The sequence below is a fragment of the Paenibacillus sp. J22P277 genome (genome assembly GCF_059383675.1).
Window position 1 is genome coordinate 57,482 of the sequence record NZ_JBXENS010000008.1, and the last position, 21,662, is coordinate 79,143.

The following is a 21,662-nucleotide window of genomic DNA, read 5'->3' on the forward strand; positions in this document are numbered from 1 at the left end:
CTTATAGTCAATTAAGGCGTTTGTCCCTTACCTACAATTGGAGGCATAGATAATGAGCCATAAAGTCATTTTAATCAAGGGCGCTTCATCCGGCATCGGCAAAGAAACCGCCAAAAAGCTTTTGTCGGAAGGTCACATCGTGTACGCTGCGGCTAGACGGCTCGAGCATATGCGGGATTTGCAGAAATTAGGCGCGATTATCGTGCAATTGGATCTGTCGATCGAGGAAGAGATCGGCGCCTGCGTGGACAAAATCGTCAAGGAGCAGGGCAGAATCGACGTGTTGTTCAACAATGCCGGGTTCGGCCTGTACGGGAGCGTCGAGGAAGTGAGTCTCGCCGACGCGAGATACCAATTCGAAGTGAATGTATTCGGCTTGGCCAGGATGACCCAGCTTGTCGTGCCGCATATGAGGGAATCGGGAAGCGGGAAAATCATCAATACCTCGTCCGTAGGCGGGAAAATCTATACGCCGCTCGGCGCATGGTACCACGCGACCAAGCATGCGCTGGAGGGATGGTCCGATTGCTTGAGAATCGAGCTGCGGCCGTTCGGTATCGACGTCATCATCCTCGAGCCGGGCATTATCGAGACCTCGTTCGGGGATGTGATGAGCGAGCCGCTGCTGAAAAATTCCGGCGCCGGTCCGTACAAGGAAATGGCAAACGCGATCGCGAATACAACGCGAAAATCCTATCAGGCCGGGGGCGGGTCGTCGGCCGCATTGGTGGCGAATACCGTCGCGAACGCCATCTCGGCCGCCAAACCCAAAACCAGATATGCCGTCGGTAAAATGGCGAAACCTTTGATCTCGTTGAGAAAGTGGATCAGCGACCGGAATTTCGACCGACTGATCATGAGCCAGATGAAATAACAATCAGCCTTGCACGCGAATACCTGGGTTCCGGTTTGAGTAGCGCTCAATCCGGAGCCGGGGTATTTTTCGTTCCCTTGACAAGTTTCCCGGTATTCCTTACGATTGACTGCAAGTCAATAATAGGTACGGCGACGGGGGTCTAAGCAATGAAAAGAGCCATGACGGACAGCGCGAAAGCAGAGAAGGCAAGGCTGATTTTGGATACGGCACGCGAAATATACCGGGATCGCGACTTCAATGCCATTAAAATGAGCGATATCGCGAAAGCGGCGAACGTTTCGAACGGGACTTTATTTTTTTACTACAAGACGAAGGAAATCTTGTTTATGGAAATTTTGTTTCAAGAATACGTGAAGCGCTTTCGGAACTTCGCGGACCTCCTTCTTCCCTGCGGCACGATGACGCATGACGAATTCAAAACCTTTTTTCTTGGCGAAATGGCAAACATCCTTGACCGGGATTCTTTTCTGATTCGGTTAAGCGCGATCAAAAATACGATCTTGGAAAAGAATATCGATCTGGAAACGGCCGTTAAAGATAGCACGGGGTTGTACGCGATCTTGGAAAATATCGTGCGCTTGCTGACCGAGCGAGTAAACGATTTGAACGCGGAGGCTTTCTACGAGCTGCTGTTGGCGCAAAACGCCATCATTGTCGGGTACGTCAATATGGCGAGCATGCCCGATGTGCTGCTTCAAGCGATCGATGAGCATCATCTTCAAGGGTTTCAAGTCGATTTCAAGCAAAACGCATTGACCGCAATGGACTATTATTTGGCCGGCTTCTACGAGAGACGGAGGCTTGCGGACGAACGGAAGCGCGGATAAGAAGGGGTTTGCGGCGAGCGCCTTGTCTGCTGCCTGCGGCGGCGATCCTGATTCCACCGAGAAATCGGTCAATTCGAAGCATAGCGCGGGAGGTTGCCGGATGGATAAGATAGCAGCGAGCAGCATGGATTCCGGTGCCGGGGAAGCCGTGAATACGGCCGTAATTCCGGTGCCGAAGCTGGAAGAGGACAGTTATGACTGGTGGGCGCGCCACGAGCAGGTGCTGCTTACGAAGGATGCGAACAATCCGGAAATCGTGCTGATCGGCGATTCGATTACCCATTTCTGGGGCGGCCGGCCGGAATCCGAGAACAGGCACGGCACCGGGCAGGCGTGGGATTCCGTCTTCGCGCGTCGGCGGGTCCTGAATCTCGGCTTTGGCTGGGACCGGACGCAGAACGTGCTGTGGCGATTGGACCACGGACAGATGTGCGGACTCGCTCCCGACTGGGTCGTGATCAATATCGGGACGAACAACACCAGCGAGACGGCCAATGCCCGCGCCAACACGGCGGACGAAATTCGGGACGGAGTGCGGGCGATCATCGGACGCGTCCGGGAATATGCGCCTTCGGCGCAAATCATCCTGATGGCCGTGTTTCCGCGGGAAGAGTCGGCTGACCATCCGCGCAGAAGGCTGATCGAGGCCATCAACGCGCGATATGCGGAGTTGGCCGGGGAGCTCGGCCTCGCCGCTTTTCTGGATATCGGCTCCGGCATGCTTGCCGAAGAGGGCCGCCTGCCGCGGGAGATCGCCTTTGACGGCTGCCATCTGACGGAGCGGGGCTATGAGCGGTGGGCGGAAGCGCTCCGAGGGGCGATGACCGGACTTGACGATTAGCCCGGTCTGCGCCATGCGCTTGGCATGACCGGAGCAAGCTTCATCCTGGGCGTGCGATCGCCGGTGGCGCGGCCGTATTGCGCGTCGCGGTTCTGGACAAGCGGGGAACGGATCTCGCGATCATTCTGAGGTTTGCCGTCCCGGCCGCGGACGGCAAACCTCTTTGCGTTAATCGGCGATCAATGCCGTTTTTCGGTCCGCGTTTCCCGTATCCGGGGCCGGCGGTACAATGGAGCGGTAGCAACGGGTACGGAAAGGATGAGACAGCATGACACGCCTCGCGCGGTTCTTTCAGAGTTGGAGCGTGTAGCCGAACATGTAATACGCTGTCAAGACATACGCGACAGCCTGCAAGGCGTTGTTGTTCCGGTGTGTACTTGACCGTTACTCCAAGCCGATCGACATGTAAATGGCGACGAATTTCGAGGTCTAAAGATCGACACGAAGCTAAGACGTCATAACCTTCATAAAACGACATTTACCCGCCGTCAAACTTGATGCTGCCAAGAAGAGGCTGGTCTCTTTGGCCTGGAATTATGCCGAGTACGACCGTTCGCCGAGATAAAGGAACAATCGCCGACAGAAATAATAGTTTTTCAAACTAGCACAATATCGACTATCGGATCGGCTGCATTCGTGCTTGTTCCCGAGCATAGAAGCATTCTCATGCTTTAGAGTAATGGCCGCGGTATAACGTCAATCTCCCATGGATAGGTAAGCTAAGATTAACTTGATTAATGTGGATAATAGAGCTTTGGAAGATAACGAATTTAATCCGCAGACTCGTAGTTTGGGGCTTGATCCTAGCGAAATGACCTCCTGACCGGTCCGACATAGCGCCCGATGTTCTATGATGTTTACACGCGCATCCGGGCAATCAAGCAGCTGGGTGAATTCCTTTGCTTAGGTAACAGGAGCACTATTTCTACTAAATATTCCCTACCGCATATATCCCTCTTGCCGAGTGAACGACTGTAGACAGATTCGGAATTTCGCAAAGACGTTCCGTTATGAAGTCATCCTATACATTTGTCGAATTGTGTCAGTCCATGTCCAGCTCCGTAATTACGGAATCGGCGTTCGTTTCAGCTTGATCGCTGAAAGCCCGTTTGATTGGCGATTATTTGCACAATGTGGTGCATTCGAACCAGGCAGCCGACGGGCGGTAGAAACCCGTGTTGTTCGCATTTCCGTTCGCAAGATTATGTTAAAGCTGTGGCGCGATACAACGTTACATTGATGTGCCATTAATGGATGAAAGTTATAAATCTTAGTAAAATCTTTAGGTTTGAAAGGGTTTTCAGTCATTCTTCGAATTTCGAGGTTTTTCTCTCTAATACTTCCATTTTCATGCCGTTCTACATCATTTTCACTGCAAAAATCAGGTTTTCGGGCATGTAGAAAAATAGGGAAAAATTATTTAAATTGAGTTAAAATAACTCTTACAAAAATTAATTTAGTCTGCGAATTTAATTATTTAAATTAGCTATTTACATCCGAGATTTTTTGAGTATAAAATGTAATAGTCTTGTTAGACTTTATGACATCAACTAGCATTAAAGACCTATTGTCGGAAGGAGAGTAAGGTAAGTTAACATTATTTACACTACAAAACGGGGATGTGTGAAAATGAGAAAAAGAAACAGAGTAACAATTGCGCTAACGATTCTCGCTATTACCGGATCTTTGCTCGCAGGTTGCAACAATTCCAACACGAACTCGAACACGAACAGCCCGGCTGCCGCTAACGGAAACGACAACGCGACTACCAACGAAACGCCGGCCGCAAACACTGGCACGACGAACACCTCGACTCCCGATCCCAATGCGCCCGTCGACGGCGGAAGCCTGACGGTCGGCACATTCTCGGATATCGTGTCGATTAATCCTCTGTTCATTCAAGACACTTCCTCAGGGGACGTATCTGCTTTTGTAAATGCGAATCTATTCGACATGGACCGTCAAGGCAACGTAACAGCAGAGCCTTGGTCGCTCGCGGCTGAAGCGCCGACTGTCAGCGCGGACGGCTTGAGCTATACGGTCAAATTGAAACCGGAAGCGAAGTGGAGCGACGGTCAGCCGGTAACTGCCGATGACATCAAATTCACGTTCGATACCGTGAAAAACCCCGAATCCGGTTCGCCGGGCATCAGCGCCTTCGACAAAGTCGAATCGGTTACCAAAGTAGACGATAAAACGGTCACGATCAAGCTTAAGCAAATCTACGCACCGTTCCAATATTCGCTTGTTTCGACGCTCGCTCCCTATCATGTTCTGAAAGACGTCGCGCTCAAAGACTTGGCAAAAGACCCGTTCGGCTCGGATCCGGCCAAGACGGTCACGAACGGACCATGGAAATGGACGAAATGGGAACGCGGCCAATACTTGACCTTTGAAGCCGACCCGAACTATTGGGGCAGCCAAAAGCCGCATATCCAAACCCTGACATACAAAATTTACGCCGACCAGAACACGGAAATGCAGGCGCTTCTGAAAGGCGACATCGACTTTACGTCGGCCGTTCCGCTTCCGACGCTGGACGCGGTCAAAGGCAAGGACAACATGGGCTTGATTCTGGCTCCCGGTCCGCAATACGAGTACCTGGAATTCAACTTCGACGGGGCTAACTTCCCTGGCAAGTACGATCTGTTCCAAGGCCAAAAGACGAGACAAGCCATCGCGACGGCGATTAACCGCCAAGGCATGGTCGATAACATCCTTAAAGGAACCGGTACTCTGATGAATGCTCCGTTCCTGCCGAATTCATGGGCGGCTCCGGGCGATGCGGCCGTGAACTACGCGTACGATACGGAGAAAGCCAAGACGATGCTGGCGGAAGACGGCTGGAAGCCGGGCAAAGACGGCATCCTCGAGAAAGAAGGTCACCGCTTCTCGTTCGAACTGCAGTACAACGCGGGCAACAGCCGCCGCGAGCAAGTGGCAGCGGTTATCCAGCAGAATTTGAAGGACGTCGGCATCGAAGTAACGCCGAAAGCGATCGACTTCGCTTCGTGGATCGACCAAAACGTAACGCCGGGTAAATTCCAAGCGCTGCTGTTGGCATGGGTCTTGAACACGCCGGACCCTGATGGCGAATCCACGTTCTCTTCCAAGTATTTCACGCCTGCCGGCCAAAACAACGGCTGGTACAAAAACACCAAGCTTGACGATCTATGGGTAAAAGGCTACTCGACCGTGGATCAAAACGAGCGCAAGGCGATTTACCAAGAAGTCGCGAAAGAAATCTCGACGGATCTGCCTTACGTCTTCTTGTACCAATACGGCTTGCCGATGGCCTTCGACAAGAACAAAGTTCACTTCGCCGAAGCCGATAAACCGGAATCATCGCTTTCCTACGGTTACTTCTTCCATTTGATCAATTGGTGGGTAACGCCCGCTAACTAACTTCAGAACCGCAGCGAAGGGACAGAGAAGGGAAGGTCTTCGGATCCTTCCCTTCTTCCTTTCAAATAAGGGGGTAAGTGATGTGATTGAATATTTCATTCGGCGGTTGCTGCAATCCGTATTGGTCTTGTTTTTCATTACGGTCCTGACATTCCTTCTCATCCATGCCGCTCCGGGTGGCCCCCGGCAAATTTACTTATCGCCGGGTCTTTCCCAGGAAGCGATGGCGGTACAAGCCCATAACCTGGGTCTCGATCGTCCCATTCCGCTGCAATTCGTCAGCTGGATCGGCGATTTGCTGAAGGGCGACCTGGGCTATACGTTCAAGAACCATATCCCCGTCGGGGAGATAATCTGGCCAACGATCGGCCATACCATGGTCCTGATGGGATCCGCATGGCTGTTATCTTTATTGATCGCAATCCCTTGGGGGATCTATAACAGTACCGTTGAATACAGCCTCTCCGACCAAACGGCCTCCTTCGTCGCCTACTTGGGATTCGCGATGCCAACGTTCTGGTTCGGGATTATTTTGCAGGAATTGTTCGCGCTCAAATGGAACCTGCTCCCCTTGTCCGATATGTGGACGATGGGCAGTGAAGGGAATATAGGGAATCTGATCTACCATCTCGTGCTGCCGGTTTCGGTACTGACGCTCGGTTTTCTTGCCGGGTATTCCAAGTATTCCCGTTCGAGCATGCTCGAGGTGCTGGACAGGGATTATATCCGGACGGCGAGAGCGAAGGGACTGAACGAACGAAGGGTTATTTTTCGACATGGCCTTCGCAATGCGCTTATTCCGATCATTACCCTGTTGGGCTTGGATCTGCCGATCCTGGTAGCGGGCGCAGCCTTGACCGAGAGCGTATTCAACTGGCCGGGCATGGGGCGGCTGTTCGTGCAGAACGCCGTTTCCCGGGAATATTCCGTTTTGATGGCGGTCACGCTGATCACGGCGGTATTCGTCATTGCAGGAAACCTGCTGGCCGATATTCTCTACGCGCTCGTCGATCCACGTGTGAGGCTGGATAGAAAGGGAGGCTCCGCAACATGAGCGAAGCGAAAATCGCATTGCAAGAAAAGCCCGTCATCGAGAAATTCAAACGGCCTCCCGGCGTTTGGAGCGTGGGCTGGAAACGGTTCGCGGCCAACCGGTTCGCGTTGGTTGGCTTGATCGTGTTGATCGTGTTCGTCTTGTCCGCAATATTTGCCGAATGGATCGCGCCTTATGACCCGTCCCGCATCGACATGATGTTCCCTAACCTGCCGGCAGGCACGGGAAATCATTTGCTGGGCACCGACGAATTAGGCAGGGACATCTTCTCGCGGCTGCTCTTCAGCAGTCAGGTATCGCTGCTCGTGGGCTTCACCGTCGCGATCGCTTCGGTAATTATCGGGACGCTGATCGGCGCCATCTCGGGCTACTTCGGCGGCTTTATCGATACCTGCTTCATGCGGCTGGTGGACGTGATGAACTCCATCCCGCTGCTGTTCTTGAACATTTTGATCCTGGCGATATTCGGTTCGAAATTTTACTATATGATTCTTGTGCTGTCCTTCACGGGTTGGATGAGCGTCGCGCGGCTTGTGCGGGGCACGTTCCTCTCCCTGCGGGAAATGCAGTACGTGGAAGCGGCCAAGGCGATCGGCGTATCGGACTGGGGTATTATTTTCCGTCATCTGCTCCGCAACGCGTCCGCGCCGATTATCGTCAACGCGACGTTGATGGTAGGCGGCGCCATTCTCAGCGAATCGGCGTTGTCATATCTCGGCTTGGGCGTGCAGATTCCGCAGACCAGCTGGGGTTTGATGCTTTCGAACGCGCAGGAGTTTATGCTGGTTGATCCTGTGCAGGCCGTATATCCGGGCTTGTGCATCCTGATCGTCGTCTTGGCGGTCAACTTTATCGGAGACGGCTTGCGGGACGTGCTTGATCCGCGGCAGAAGGCCATGATGTCCGCAAGGAGGTTAGACCGTTGGCGAAAAAAATTCTCGAAGTCCGGGATCTAACCGTAGGGTTTCCAAGAGAACACGGTCTATTGAAAGCGACCGACCACGTATCGTTCTCGATCGAAGAAGGGCAAACGCTCTGCATCGTGGGCGAATCGGGCAGCGGTAAGAGCGTAACATCGATGGCCATCATGCGATTGATCGATTACGCCGGCGGTATTATCTCCGAAGGCAAGATTACCTTCGATGGCGAAGAGTTGACCACGAAGAAGCAAAGCGATATGAACCGGATACGCGGCGAGCGGCTGGCCATGATCTTCCAGGATCCGATGTCCGCGCTGAATCCCGTGTTCTCGGTCGGCGATCAGATCGCCGAGAGCCTTCGCATCCACAAAGGCATGAAAAAGAAGGATGCATGGAATAAAGCCGTGGATATGCTGAAGCTCGTGGGGATTCCGGAAGCGGAAATCCGCGCGAAGCAATTTCCGTTCGAGATGTCCGGCGGCATGTGCCAGCGGGTGGTCATCGCGATGGCGCTGGCCTGCGATCCGGAATTGATCATTGCCGACGAGCCGACGACCGCGCTCGACGTGACCATCCAAGCGCAAATCCTGGACCTGTTGCGCCGCTTGAAGCGGGAGCTGCGCACGGCGACGCTTCTCATCACGCACGATATGGGCGTGGCGGCCGAGATGGCGGATCGGATTGCCGTCATGTACGCGGGCACCATCGTCGAAGAGGGGACGGTCGACGAAGTATTTCGCACGCCGCGGCATCCCTATACCGTTGGACTATTGCGTTCCATTCCTCGTCTTGAAGAGGAACCGGGGAGCGAGCTCTATACCATTCAAGGCGGTATTCCGGGCATCGGAGAGCTTCCGCAGGGCTGCAGGTTCCACCCCCGCTGTCCGCACGCGATGAGTCGCTGTTTCATAGAGGAGCCGCCGCTGCTTGCCGCCAAAGGCAATGAAGGCCATCGGGCAGCGTGCTGGCTAGAGGGAATTCCGGAGGTGTCGACACGATGACGGAACCGTATTTGGTAGAAGCCAAGGAATTGAAAAAATATTTTCCGATCAAGAAAGGCTTGCTCGGGCGGGTCGTCGGCCACGTAAAGGCCGTCGACAACGTGAATTTCGGCGTCCGTCCGGGCGAGACGTTCGGACTCGTCGGCGAATCCGGCTGCGGCAAATCGACGCTCGGCCGCGTCATGCTGCACCTGCAGAAGGCGACGGGAGGAGAAGTCCGGTTCGAAGGCCGGGATATCCAGCAGGCCGGTCCCAAAGAACTGCGCGCGCTTCGCGAGGAGATGCAAATCATCTTCCAGGATCCGATGGGTTCGCTGAATCCGCGCTTTCTGATCCGGGATTTGATCGGCGAGCCGCTTCGCCTGCACCGCAAGATGTCGGCATCGGATATCGACGATCGCGTCGTCGAGCTGATGAACCTGGTCGGGCTCGACGTGAACCGCCGCAACCGCTATCCGCATGAGTTCTCCGGCGGGCAGCGCCAGCGGATCGGAATCGCGCGGGCGATCGCGCTGAATCCGAAATTCATCGTGGCGGACGAATCCGTGTCGGCGCTTGACGTATCCGTGCAATCCCAAGTGCTGAATCTTATGATGAAGCTGCAAAAGGAGCTCGGCCTGACGTATCTGTTCATCGCGCATGGATTGAACGTCGTCCGGCATATCTCGAATCGGGTCGGGGTCATGTACCTCGGCAAGCTCGTCGAGGTGGCGCCGGCGGACGAGCTGTTCGCCCGTCCGGGACATCCGTACACCAAGGCGCTGATGTCGGCGATTCCCCAGCCCTCGCCGGGTCAGAAGCGGGATCGCATCATGCTGCAGGGCGAAGTGCCTTCCCCGGTCAACCCGCCTTCGGGCTGCCGGTTCCATCCGCGCTGTCCTTATGCGCAGGATCGCTGCCGGACGGAAGAGCCGCTGCCGCAACCGATCGGCTTCGACCGGGAAGTGGCCTGCCATTTCCCGCTGACCATGGATCTCTGATCCTCGTCGCCGCGCTTAGCCGAACGCGATATATCAATAGAAGAGTCAATGATAATCCCGGCCATCAAGGTTCGCTCTTGATGGCCGGGATTTTGTGTGTCGACGTCCAACCAACGTCGCATGCAAGAACAGCGGTACTGATAGATGAAACGAAAGATACACGAAACGGAATTTCCTATCTAATGGCGCCAGCCGAATCATCCGTTTATCCTGCGACCTGGACGATCGCGGGTCTTTTTGACGCGGCGGCGGACTGCGCCGGCAGGAGGTGAAAGCCCGGTCCAGAAATTAAGTAGTAGAATCCGTATTAAGCAGAGGGGGAATCGTTCATGAAGAAATCATCCGGGCCGCTCGCCGGCGCAAACGCTGGATGGGTAGTTTGCAAACCGGGAACTTGGCAGGTAAGGGTGCGGCCCGGAGAAGTCCGAGCGGAGGACGGCCGCATCGTTCGGATCGATTCGGAACGGGTGCTCGCCATCCGCCCGGGCGGCAGAAGAGCGTATCGCTGCCAGCGGTACGCGATCGTCGGCGAAGCGCGGCAGTCTCCCTGCTTCTGGAACGGCGAAGACATTCGCGGAAGCGGCGGCATGCCTTACCAGCGCATGGTACCGGGCTCGCTTCGCGTCTACGACGAACATCGGTCCGCGCTGTACGAGCCCGACGAGGATTATTGCTACGACTATTATTGGGGGACGATCAAGCGCCATCCTGAAGGCCGGATTCGCGAGCAGGAGCTGCTTTCGCTCGATTATGACGTCTGGCTTTGCCGCTACGACGCGATCGTGCTGCGGGAGGACGGCACGATCGCCGTCGCGGAAGGGGCGGAAGAAGCACCGGAGTCTCGCGAGCTGCTGCTCCCGGATCCGCCCGTGGTCAAGCACGGCTTCGTGTTGGCGCATGTGTTCACGGGCTGGGGCGAAGCCTCGCTCTATGACGGATCCGCCGGGATTACGGCGGAGGACGGGGAATGGCCGTCGGATGAAGCTTCGCTGCCCAGCGTGACCGGGCGGTATCTGGATGCGGCTCCGCGCGATTATCGGGTCGAGATCGTCGCGTTGTCGCCGGACGACGATTCGCTCAGCATCATCGTGTCGGCGGAGGGCATCGATTACGGGCGGGAGCGACTCCTGACCGAGGAAACCTTGCGCTGGTCGGCTCCGGTGACGTTTCCGCGCAAGGCGCAGGCGCCGCTCGCGATCGTCAGCGAATACGGACACGCGGTCGATTGGGGATTGTCCATCGATTTCAGCGGACTGGAGCCGGATGCCGGCTGGGTTGGAGCGCGATTCCGCATAGCGGCAAGACCGCATTCGGTCTTGAACCTGACCGCGTCAAGCGCGGAGGCGGTCGATGCGATTCCCGTCTTGAACCGCGAGGCGCTGGAGCCGTTCAGGCGAAAGCTGCTCGCGGGCGGCCCGGCGCGCATCGCGTTCTACGGCGAGAGCACGACGCGTTCGGGACGCTGGCCGTATCAGCTGATGCGCTTCCTGCGGCGCGCCTGCCCCGATGCCGCGCTCTATTCTTCGAACGTGGCGATCGGGGGCGAGAGCTCCGTCCGCGGCGCCCGCCGTTACGAGCATGAAGTGCGCAGCACGGAACCCGGCCTGGTCGTCCTGGAGTATATGCTGAATGATTCCGGCTGCCTCGAAGCGGCGGGACCGGCGGTACGGGAGATCCTCGCCAAGCTTCGCCGCGACGGGATTCCCTGCCTGATCGTGACGAATAACGGCATGAATCCCCTCTTCTGCGGGTCGATGCGCGCGGTCGAAGCCTCGCATGAGTTGTACCGCCGGATAGCGGAGGAATTCGACTGCGCGTTCGTCGGCGGATTCCGGTATTTCGAACGGCTGCACGCGTTAGGCGTTTATTTTCTGACCGCGTTGAAGGGCAATATGGTCAATCATCCGTACGGCAACGCGGACCCCGATTGGGGGAGCTTCGACGAAGCGCTCGGGCATGCGGTCATCAAAGCCGTCGCCCCGTAAAGGGCGCCTTGGAACGGGATATGCGGCCATCCGATCCTCGGAGCGCATTCTTAATTACTGCGCACGCAGGAGGAAAAGCATAGGAATACCGTAGTTTTTGGAGCTTTGCCTTATTTAGCCGAGGAAAGCGCCTTGTTACAATGAGAGGGACTCAGAATTGGAGGGGAATTCATGCTCGCCGTAGACTATGTAAACCCGATGATCGGCACGATCGGCCATCTGCTCACCTCGACCTCGCCGACCGTTTCTTTGCCGCACGGAATGATGAAGCTTGCTCCGATCACGACGCCGGGGATCGCCGACAAGTACCTGGCGGACCGGATATTCGGCTTCCCGGCCGGCTGCTGCTCCATCATGCCAGCGCGGAATCCGGGGCTGCCCGATCCGTCCGCGCATTCGTCGCTGTACGATCACGATCTGGAGCATGCGGCGCCCTATGCCTACCAAGTGCTTCTGGAAGATGAAGAAATCTTAGCGGAGATGACAGTCTCGTATCAATCCGCGATCTACCGGTTCCGCTGTCCGGTCGGCCCGGAGGCCGCGCTCGTGGTCGGTTACCCTGCCGGAAGCCGCTTGACGCTGCTTACGGAGCATGCGGCCGTGATTGCCGGGACGGTGGCGGGCGTGCCGCATTTTACGCATCTCGCATTCTCGCAGCCGGTCGAACTTGACCGCATGTGGGAATCGGAGCAGCAGTCGGGCTGCGTGCTGCGCGCGGCGTTAGCAGGCGGCTTGCTCGAGGTGCGCGCCGGCATCTCGTATATCGACGAAGAGCAGGCCGCGCGCAATCTGTCCCGCGAGCTGGACGGCCGCACCTTCGAGGAGACGAAGCAAGCCGCCCGGGCAATCTGGCAGCAAGCGCTCGGCCGGATCGAAGCGAGCGGCGGATCCGAGGAGCAGAAGACGATCTTCTACACCTCGCTGTATCGCTCGCTGCTCAACATGAGCAGCATCACGGAAGACGGCCGGTATTACAGCGCGTACGACGGATGCATCCACGAGAGCGAAGGGCGCGATTTCTACGTGGCGGACAATATCTGGGATACGTACCGCTGCCTGCATCCGCTGCAGCTGCTGCTGGATCCGGAGCGCAAGCAGGATATGATCCAGTCGTACGTGCGCATGTACGAGCAATGCGGCTGGCTGCCCCAGTTCCCGTTCGCGCAGGGCGATCTGCCCGTCATGACGGGCAACCATACCGCGGCGCTCATCTACGACGTCTACAACAAAGGCTATCGGAATTTCGATGCGGCCAAAGCGTTCGAAGCGATGAAGGTGAACGCGACGGAGGTGACGATGCTGCCCTGGGTGCACGGTCCGCTGACGGAATTGGATCGCGTGTACCAGGAGGAAGGCATCTATCCCGCGCTGCGTCCGGGCGAGACGGAATGGGTGCAGGAAGTGCACGGCTTCGAGCGCCGGCAGTCCGTCGCCGTGACGCTGGAGCATGCGTACGACGACTGGTGCGTCGCGCAGCTGGCGCTCGCGCTCGGTCATGCGGATGATTACGAGGCGTTCATGCGGCGGTCGCGGAATTACCGGAATCTGTATAACGAGACGACCGGGTTCATGTCGCCCAAATCGACCGACGGCGAATGGGTGGAGCCGTTCGACCCGAAGTACGGCGGGGGGCTGGGCGGCAGGGATTATTTCTCCGAATGCAACGCGTGGATCTACAGCTTCCACGTCCAGCATGACATCGAGGGCTTGATCGAGCTGATGGGCGGCGCGGAGCAGTTCGAGGAACGGCTGGACGCGCTGTTCGCCGAGCAGTACGACGGTTCCAAGTATCGCTTTCTGGGGCAGTTCCCGGACGCGACCGGCTTGATCGGACAATACTGCCAAGGCAACGAGCCGGCCTTCCACATCCCGTATCTGTACAACTACACGGCTTCGCCCTGGAAGGCGCAGCGTCGCGTGCGCGAGATCATGAAGCTGTGGTACCAGGCGACGCCGACGGGCATTTGCGGGGACGAGGACAACGGGGCGATGTCCGCCTGGTACGTCTTCGGCGCGATGGGACTTTATCCGATCTGCCCGGGCAAAGCGAGCTACGAGATCGGCAGCCCGCTCTTCGAGAAGACGGAGATCGCCGTTCCCGGCGGCGGGATCTTCACCATTCGGGCGGAGGGCGTATCGGACCGCAACAAATACGTTCAGGCCGCGGAGGTGGACGGGAAGCCGCTGACGGAACCGCGCATCTCCCATGAGGCGATCGCGGCCGGAAGCACCTTGACGCTGCGGATGGGGGACAGGCCCAACAAGGCTTGGGGAACCGCGTTGCCGTACGCTGGCCGGGCGGAGAATAGTTGAAATTCCGTTTCATCATAGGAGTCACGGGCGGCGACGGCGACGTTGCCGCTTTATTCATCCGCGCGCAAGCAAACGGGTGCAAAACCAATCGGAGGGGACGATCTGGCATGTATCAGCTATTGATTGTTGACGACGAGAAAGTAATCCGCGACGGCTTGGCGGCATGGACCTGGGAACGATACGGCGTCCAAGTGGCCGGCTGCTGCGCCCACGGGTTGGAAGCGCTTCAATTCATCTCGAACCATCCGGTCGATATCGTCATGACCGATATCCGGATGCCGTTCATGGACGGGATCGCGCTGATGGAATCGCTGAATCGGCTGTATCCGTTCATTAAAATCATCGTATTGTCGGGCTACAGCGATTTTGCGTATGCCCAGAAGGCGACGCAGCACGGCGCGGTCGATTATTTGCTGAAGCCGGTTCCGTTCGCGGAGCTGCCGAAATCGATCGCGCGCTTGACGGAGCGGCTCGACGAGCAGAAGCAAAAGGAAGAACGGCTGGCGGTGCTGACGCGCAAAGCCAGGCAGCTGACGAAGGTGCTGCGGGACGATTTTCTCGGCCGGCTGTTGGAGAAGCCGCTATCTCCCGAGGTGCTGGAGCAAGGCAGCGCGGAGAGCGAGATTCTGCTGGAGGCCGACCGCTACGCGGTTGCCGTCGTTCAGCTGGACCGGTTCGCAATCCATAAACAACGCATATCGGAACGGGAGCTCAATCTGATCGCGTTCTCGCTTGACAACATATTGAGCGATCTGTGGGACTCGCAGCAGTTCGGCTACCATCTGGTCGACAAGACCGCCATGACGGCCTACATGCTGTCCAAGAACGACGACCATCGGCGCTTCGGCGACATCGCCTCGCAGCTGCACCGCTATATCGGCTTGTTCAAATCGACCTTCTCGATCGGCATCGGGGCGACGGTCGCCAGCCCGTTCGCGATCCATCAATCGATGCAGGCCGCGAGGGCGGCGCTGGCCGATAACGTTCAGGAAGGCGCCGTGCGGATCGGCGGCTTGCCGAATGCGCAGGAATCCGATCCGCCGCCGGCCTTCGTCGGCTTGGAGGATGAAGAAGAGGGGCTCGGGCCGGATCCCGCATTTCACGACAGCATCATCCTGGTGGAGGCCAAGCGGTACATGAAGGCGAATTACGGCCGGAGCCTGACGCTGAAGGAAGTGGCCGACCACGTATTCATATCGACGGGCCATCTGTCGTCCTTGTTCAAGGACGCGGGCGAGCGGTTTTTGAAATACTTGACGACGATCCGCATGAACAAGGCGAAGGAATTGATGCTGGACAACAGCTACAAGGTGTACGAAATCGTCGAGCTGGTCGGCTATTCCGATCCGGCGTATTTCACGGAAGTGTTCAAGAAGCATACCGGCAAGACGCCGAACGAGTTCCGGGGCAAGCTGAAGCAGCCGCGCAACGGCTAGCCGCCTTCGCATCTCCCGACGGATGCCGCAATTCCCGGTGGCCGCCATATCTCCCCATGGTTACCATAGAAATCGCAATTTTGTCCCCTGTGCGCGGCGGCGGGCCGGTGGTACGATCTACTCGCCATTCCGCAGCAATGAATCAGATTCGAAGAAGAGGAGGGATGAGGCCGACGAATGCTCCGGGCTGCGGATCGCCGCAAGCGATTCGGGCGATAACCGGCGAGCGAACGCAAACGATGGAGCGGGACCTTCCGCAGGACCGCAATCCGCATTCAGAAGGAGATGATCGAATTGACGAACAACGCAATAACCAGATGGACGGCCGTGCTGCTGACCGCAGTCCTGCTGCTGTCGGGGCTGATTCCAGGTACGGTCCGCAGCGCCGGGGCCGATCCGCTGCCCGGGGAGAACCTGACGACCGTGGACGCGGCGAGCATTCCGTATACCGGACAATGGACCGGCAATACGACCCAGACGGCCTTCACTTTCACGGGTTCGATGTGGTGGAGCGATGCCTGGTCGTGGATGTACGACAACGTCAGCAACCTGAACGAGGCGGTGACGTTTCATTTCACGGGCGATTACGTCGCGCTCAACATGACGAAGCATGCGCAGGGCGGCATCGTGAAGGTGTACGTGGACGGCGTGTTGAAGAGCACGGTCGACACGGTCAATCCGACTTGGGTGGAATCGGAGAAAGTATTCGAGGCGACGGGACTGACGAACGCCGCGCATACGCTCAAGGTCGAGGTAGCGGGCAAGTCGATCGCGGGCGACGCGTACGTGCTGATCAAGTCGTTCGTATACGGCACGCCGCCGGCGCCGAATCTGGATCCCCCTCCGGCTCCTGCGCCGAACCATACGCTCGTGAATGCGGCCGCGGTGCCGAACTCGGGTCAATGGACCGGCAACGCGTCGCAGACGGCGTTTACGTTCACCGGCACGGGCTGGTGGAGCGACAGCTGGTCGTGGATGTACGACAACGTCGCCAATGCGAACGACGCGGTCCAGTTTAATTTCACGGGCAACTCCATTGCCCTCTACATGACGAAGCACGCGCAGGGCGGCAAAGCCAACATCTACGTGGACGGCACGCTGAAGACGACCGTCGACACCGCGAACGCGGGCTGGGTGGAATCGGCAAAGGTCTATGAGCTGACGGGCCTGACGCAGGGCGCGCATTCAATCAAGGTCGAGGTGGCGGGCAAGTCGATCGCCGGAGACGCGTACGTGCTGATCAAAGCGTTCGATTACGGTACGCAGCCGGCGAATCCGGACCCGGATCCGGACAAAGTGACGGTGAACGCGGACAGCAATCCGCATGCGGGCGCCTGGACGACTAACGCGGCGGAGCCCGAATTCACGTTCAACGGCGCGGGCTGGTGGAGCGATAATTGGTCATGGATGTACGACAACGTGGACAATGCCAACGATTCCGTCGACTTTCATTTCACGGGCACGACGATCGCGCTGTACATGACGAAGCAGCCGCAGGGCGGCATCGTGAAAGTCTACATCGACGGCCTTCTCGAGAGCACGATCGATACGTACAATGCGACTTGGGTCGATTCGGCCAACGTATTCGAGGAAGCCGGGCTGCCCGCGGGCGCCCATACCCTCACGGTCAAAGTGGCCGGCAAATCCGTCTCCGGCAGCGCCTACGTGCTGATCAAGGCGTTCGAATACACGCCGAGCGAAGGCGGCGGAACGAGCCCTTACAAATTCAAGCTGATCACGGTGACGAGTCCGACCTATTACGCCGCGATCAACGGGCAAGTGGGCGTGACGTTCTACGCGCCGGGCTTCACCAGCGCGAGCGCGGAATCGCTGCATGCCCCGGACAGCGGGCATACGAACCCTTACGGCTACATGAAGCCGCTGACGTCCGCGACCATCGCGCTGGATCAGAACGATAACGGCAAGGGCACGTTCACGTTCAACGCCGCGGACTTCCCGAAAGGGCCGGTCGCCATCCACATCAAGGCATGGAACGCGAACGGCGAATCCGACGACAGCTACCTGCAGCTGGTCAACAACGCGGGCGCGGTATGGAGCGGCGGACCGGCCAATACGCGGAATACGGTGCCGGCGGCGCTGAGCGCGCACGGGCTGACGATGCAGCAGGTGTTCCTGGACGACTTCACGACCTTGCCGACGATCTCCTACACCGGCGCGGGCGCCGACAAGTACGCCGCCGCCAAGCCGGACCCGACCGGCTGGCCGGAATACGCCGACGCCAAATTCACGCCGCCGAACTATTCCTACGGCAGCGCGGTCAGCAACTACAGTCCGTTCTCTATCGTCAATTCGGATTACATGAAGATCGAGACGAAGGATTGGGGCACGGTCATCGAGCCGAATTGGGGCCAGACGTACACGACGGGCTTCCTCGCTTCGATGGGCACCGACGGATCGGGCTTCACGACCAAGCCGGGTGCCGCGCAATATTTCGAAACGCGCTTGTTCCTGCCGCCGAATCCGGGCTTGTGGCCGGCATTCTGGACGTTGACGCCGAACGATCCGAACGGCAGACCCGGCAACGACGAGCTCGACGTGCTCGAAGCGTACATGGGCGGCAATCCGACGACGACGACCTACAACCATCACACCTGGGGCGACGGGTACGGCGGCATTCATACCGGCGGCACCGCCAGCACCGACGATTACGGCAACGCGGTCAATCTGGCGGAAGGCTGGCATACGTACGGCATGCTGGTGACCGAGGACACGACGTATTACTACTTCGACGATCAGTACATCCCGGGCTCCTCGCACGCGACGCTGGACCGCAGCTGGACGGTGGGCAACTATTTCATGATTAACAACGCGTTCCGCAAGAGCGATTCCGACTCCTATCGCGGCGGCTTTAACCGGTACGGCAATACGGGCGAGATGTACGTGGACTGGGTGCGGGTCTTCCAGGTGCAGAACACGGGCTTCACGCCAATGTTTAGCAAAACGGTAGCGACGCCGGGCGGCACGGTGTCCATCGACGTGCTTCGCGACGCGGCGGCGCAAGCCCTGTCCGGCACGTATAACCTGACCCTGCCGACGGGCTGGTCGGTCGTCTCGGGCGGCTCGTTCACGTCCGGCCATTCGAAAGACACGATCGTGCTCAGCGTGCCCGCGGGCTTTCAGCAGTTCCAAGGCACGATCGGCATCACGCCGGTGTCCGGCGGCACGTCGTACCCGGCCAAGAACGTCAGCTTCACGACGAAGGGCTTGTTCAGCACGGAGATTTCGCCTTCCGTGAACGCGTCGGGCGGGTACGACCTTAATTTCAAATACAGCAATCATGCGGCGAGCGCGACGACGAATATCGTCATCACGGCCACGGGCCCGAACGGTTGGACGCAAACCAAGACGATCGCTTCGGTAGGCGCGAACGCGTCCCAAACGGCCGTGTTCACGATTCCGACGCTCGACAGCTACGCCACGGGCAGCTTCACGTTCCATACCGTAATCAACGGCGGCTATAGCTTCGACGTGCAGCGTCCGATCAGCGCGCTGACGGCCCGCAAGACGGCATCGCCGATCACGATCGACGGCACGATCCATGCGAGCGAATGGACGGGAGCGACGGACGTCGTGCTGAACCAGGCTTCCCAAGCATCGGGAACATGGGGCGGGGTCAACGATCAGAGCGCCACGGCGAAGGTGAAATGGGACGACGACTACCTGTATCTGGCCGTGCAGGTGAAGGACGACATTCATGCCATGTCGCAGGCGAATATCGTCGACGCCTGGGCGGGAGACAGCCTGCAGGTGTCCTTCGACCCTGCCCGGGTCGCCGGCCCCGTCGCAGGCGGGGCGCATCTCAGCTTCACGGCGGCGCTTAATTCCGCCACGGGCGCCTACGGCATCGCGGTCGACCGCACGGATTATCCGGGCCTCGGCCTCGGCTACGGGCAGCTGCTGACGCGGAGCCACAGCTTCGTGAAGCGGGACGAGGCGGCCAAGACGACGACGTACACGTTCGCCTTCGACTGGGACGATATCCGGCCTGCGGCATATGCCGGCGCCAAGGACCTCGGATTATCCTTCGTCGTCAACGACAGCGACGGTTCCGGCCGAAAGGGCTGGCTGTCGTATATGGGCGGCATCGCGAACGGCAAGGATCCGGCACAGTTCGGCGATTTGATTTTGGCGAATTAATTTAGGAAGCAGCTTGATAGGGAGGGGACCCTGCGTTTAGGCGCGGGGTTCTTTTCGCTTGGTGCGCAAAGGAGGGGCACGCAGAAGATTTTCGGCGCTTTGAGCGATCGTCCGCGCTAGGGAGCGCGCAGAAGCCTATCGGCATCGCGCGGCCCTTTGTGTGAGAGAAGACGTGCATAACGGCCGTCAACCTCATGCCGGTGCTGCCGCCGCTGCCGATCATTCTGATCGCGCGAGCCGCGATCGTCTGCGCGGGCGACAGCACAAGAGCTCCCGGCGGAAGAATCCGCCGGGAGCTCTTGTGCTGCGTTGCATCATATTAGAACACGCTTAGTAATCGTCTAGCGATCGCTTAGAAGAATCGTACGAGCTGTTCCGTCACCGCATCGTTCGTGCCCGCCACGCGCGTCTGGAACTGCGGCTTGTCGGACAGCGCCCGGATCTGGGACGGAGCCGTCTGCTTGATCTCGAGCAGGCGGATCGCTTCGTCGAACTTGGCGGGATGCGCCGTCGACAGGGCGACGGTCACCTCGTCGTCCGCCGTGAACCGGTGAGCTGCCGCCACGCCGCATGCCGTATGCGGATCGAGCAGGTAGCCGTACGCGTCGTAGCAGCTCTTGATTTCATGCAGGCACTCGTCGTTTCGCACGCCATAGGCCGAGAAATCGGCTTGCACCTGCTTCAAGAGGTCGCCGTCGACGACGATCCGGCCGTCCCGCTTGAAGCCGTCCATCAGCGCGGAGACGACGTCGGCGTTCCCGCCGTTCAGATAGTACAAGTAGCGCTCGAAGTTGCTGGCCACTTGAATATCCATGGACGGGCTGTGCGTGCCGCGGAATTCGCCGGGCTGGTAGACGCCTTCCGTCACGAAGCGCTCGAGAATGTTGTTCTCGTTCGTCGCCAGGATGAGCTTGTGAATCGGCAGGCCCATGCGTTTGGCCAGATAACCCGCGAAGATATCGCCGAAGTTGCCGGTCGGCACGCTGAAATTGACCTTCTCGGCTTGTCCCTGCTTCGCCAGCTGGAAGTAAGCGTAGAAGTAATAGACCGTCTGCGCGAGAATCCGCGCGATGTTGATGGAGTTGATCGCCCGCAGGTGGTAGCGCTGCTTGAAGGCCACGTCCGCGAACAGCTCCTTGATGATGCGCTGGCAGTCGTCGAAGTTGCCGTCGACGGCGAGGTTCAACACGTTGGCGTCGTCGACCGTCGTCATTTGCAGCTCCTGCACCCTGCTTACCTTGCCGTGCGGATGGAGGATGCAGATGCGGATCCCTTCCTTGCCGCGGACGCCTTCGATCGCGGAAGCGCCGGTATCGCCGGAAGTCGCGCCGAGTATATGAATCGTGGAATCGCGTTTCTTTGAAATATACGCATACAGGTTGCCGAGAAATTGCAGGGCGATGTCCTTGAACGCGAACGTCGGGCCGTGGAACAGCTCCAGGATGTGCAGGCTGTTGTCGACGCGGCGCACCGGCGTCACCTCGTCTTCGCGGAACGTGCCGTAGCTGTCGTCGACCAGCTGCTTCAAGTCTTCGCGGGGGATCTCGCCGTCGACGTACAGCGAGAACAGTTCAAGCGCAAGCTCCGGGTAGGACAACTGCTGCCAAGCTTGGAGCGTGGCTGCGGATAGCGGCGGGATGTGCTTCGGAACGAGCAATCCCCCGTCGTCCGCCAATCCCATGAGAACGGCGTCGATAAAGCCGACAGGTGCGATTTTGCCTCGTGTGCTGATGTAGTCCATAACGATCCCCTTCACCCAAATTTTCAATCATTGTATCAAAAATCGCGGGTAATTCCCAACATAATTTCAGGTCGGCGCCCGTTTCCGATTTGACATTGTTCCGGGGGTGGCGGGATACTGGAGG

At 58.2% G+C, this 21,662-nt stretch carries 13 protein-coding genes; 12 read left to right on the plus strand and 1 reads right to left on the minus strand.

Annotation, left to right across the window (positions count from 1 at the left end; genetic code table 11):
- Positions 1 to 52: 52 nt before the first annotated feature.
- From AC50YL_RS27125 to AC50YL_RS27180, 12 genes are all read left to right on the plus strand, one after another.
- On the plus strand, positions 53 to 874 hold the full coding sequence (locus AC50YL_RS27125; protein WP_494836105.1) for an oxidoreductase: 822 nt from the start codon (positions 53 to 55) through the stop codon (positions 872 to 874).
- A 149-nt stretch (positions 875 to 1,023) separates the two neighbouring features.
- Complete coding sequence (locus AC50YL_RS27130; protein ID WP_494836106.1) at positions 1,024 to 1,704, plus strand: TetR/AcrR family transcriptional regulator; 681 nt, start codon at positions 1,024 to 1,026, stop codon at positions 1,702 to 1,704.
- Between the two features lie 100 nt (positions 1,705 to 1,804).
- Entirely contained in the window at positions 1,805 to 2,545 is a 741-nt protein-coding gene (locus AC50YL_RS27135) for a GDSL-type esterase/lipase family protein (RefSeq protein WP_494836107.1), read from the plus strand.
- Between the two features lie 1,629 nt (positions 2,546 to 4,174).
- Positions 4,175 to 5,950, plus strand: a complete 1,776-nt coding sequence (locus AC50YL_RS27140) for an ABC transporter substrate-binding protein (RefSeq protein ID WP_494836109.1) — start codon at positions 4,175 to 4,177, stop codon at positions 5,948 to 5,950.
- A gap of 82 nt (positions 5,951 to 6,032) precedes the next feature.
- Positions 6,033 to 7,004 (plus strand): ABC transporter permease, encoded by a 972-nt coding sequence (locus AC50YL_RS27145; protein WP_494836110.1) that lies wholly within the window; start codon positions 6,033 to 6,035, stop codon positions 7,002 to 7,004.
- A complete protein-coding gene (locus AC50YL_RS27150) occupies positions 7,001 to 7,960 on the plus strand; it encodes an ABC transporter permease (RefSeq protein WP_494836112.1) in 960 nt (319 codons plus the stop codon). The genes AC50YL_RS27145 and AC50YL_RS27150 overlap by 4 nt, the downstream gene beginning before the upstream one ends.
- A complete protein-coding gene (locus tag AC50YL_RS27155; protein ID WP_494836114.1) occupies positions 7,927 to 8,925 on the plus strand; it encodes an ABC transporter ATP-binding protein in 999 nt (332 codons plus the stop codon). Before AC50YL_RS27150 ends, AC50YL_RS27155 begins: the two co-directional genes overlap by 34 nt.
- A complete protein-coding gene (locus tag AC50YL_RS27160) occupies positions 8,922 to 9,905 on the plus strand; it encodes an ABC transporter ATP-binding protein (protein ID WP_494836116.1) in 984 nt (327 codons plus the stop codon). Before AC50YL_RS27155 ends, AC50YL_RS27160 begins: the two co-directional genes overlap by 4 nt.
- 329 nt (positions 9,906 to 10,234) lie before the next feature.
- On the plus strand, positions 10,235 to 11,890 hold the full coding sequence (locus tag AC50YL_RS27165) for an SGNH/GDSL hydrolase family protein (protein ID WP_494836117.1): 1,656 nt from the start codon (positions 10,235 to 10,237) through the stop codon (positions 11,888 to 11,890).
- Positions 11,891 to 12,061: 171 nt separating this feature from the next.
- Positions 12,062 to 14,203, plus strand: a complete 2,142-nt coding sequence (locus tag AC50YL_RS27170; protein ID WP_494836118.1) for a GH92 family glycosyl hydrolase — start codon at positions 12,062 to 12,064, stop codon at positions 14,201 to 14,203.
- Between the two features lie 107 nt (positions 14,204 to 14,310).
- Positions 14,311 to 15,639, plus strand: a complete 1,329-nt coding sequence (locus tag AC50YL_RS27175) for a response regulator (protein ID WP_494836120.1) — start codon at positions 14,311 to 14,313, stop codon at positions 15,637 to 15,639.
- A 294-nt stretch (positions 15,640 to 15,933) separates the two neighbouring features.
- Positions 15,934 to 19,797 carry a sugar-binding protein gene (locus AC50YL_RS27180; RefSeq protein WP_494836121.1) on the plus strand — a complete coding sequence of 1,288 codons (3,864 nt, stop codon included), beginning with the start codon at positions 15,934 to 15,936 and terminating at the stop codon, positions 19,795 to 19,797.
- Between the two features lie 352 nt (positions 19,798 to 20,149).
- Here the strand turns inward: AC50YL_RS27180 and thrC are convergent, their stop codons facing one another.
- A complete protein-coding gene (thrC, locus tag AC50YL_RS27185; RefSeq protein ID WP_494836123.1) occupies positions 20,150 to 21,538 on the minus strand; it encodes a threonine synthase in 1,389 nt (462 codons plus the stop codon).
- Between the last annotated feature and the right edge of the window lie 124 nt (positions 21,539 to 21,662).